Source organism: Serratia sp. HMSC15F11 (assembly GCF_001808215.1).
Taxonomy (GTDB): domain Bacteria; phylum Pseudomonadota; class Gammaproteobacteria; order Enterobacterales; family Enterobacteriaceae; genus Serratia; species Serratia nevei.
In genome coordinates, this window is the sequence record NZ_KV792499.1 from 1 (window position 1) to 672 (window position 672).

Below are 672 nucleotides of genomic sequence, written 5' to 3' on the forward strand. Positions count from 1 at the left end.
TTTTCTGGGGAACAAAGTAGAATTTCATTTAGTACGCAATCCCCAATCTCGCGTTGTACTGGGATTTCTGATGCAAAGGCTAATTCAATTAGTTTTTTACTCTGATTGATTTGGCTGGTTTCCATCTCCCTCTTCATTTGGTTTTGGTTGTTCATCTATTTTGTTATCCTTAACATTTAGATAATTGTCTATTTCATCTTTTTCAAAGTCCTTTAGAACATCGCGGTAGTCCTGACCAAGTTCAGCAATGATCTGTTTGCGTGATTTCAATCCATTCTGTAGAAGTGCAATTTGGTACTGGGCGTCTTTATTCGGATCTAGGCTTAATGAAACAACTGGCGTATAAGTTGCTTTGATTAACTTCTTAAAGTCTTTAAAATTGAGCTTTAACTCATTCTTATTTATCATTTCGACTTTCAAAAACTCTTTATAGATTGGTTTCAGTACTTGAACGATAAGTGCATTTTGTTTGCCCTTAACAACTTGTTGCATCATCCGGTCAGACAATTTAGCAGCACTGAAAGAACTGTTTTTAGTGTCATATAGTAGATTCATCTTGGTCACGTTCAACGCCATTGCAATTTGACCTAGCATTTGATCCATGAATGAATCTAAGCCGTCAGTACTTGAAGTTGGATTTACAGTCTGTATCTTTTTACCCGGATCAAGTTC

The 672-nt window shown here is 36.2% G+C and carries 1 protein-coding gene; it reads right to left on the minus strand.

Features of this window, described 5'->3' with window-relative positions:
* Positions 1 to 96: 96 nt before the first annotated feature.
* A partial coding sequence (locus tag HMPREF3138_RS21850; protein ID WP_168166352.1) for a phage portal protein occupies positions 97 to 672 on the minus strand: 576 nt, incomplete at its 5' end.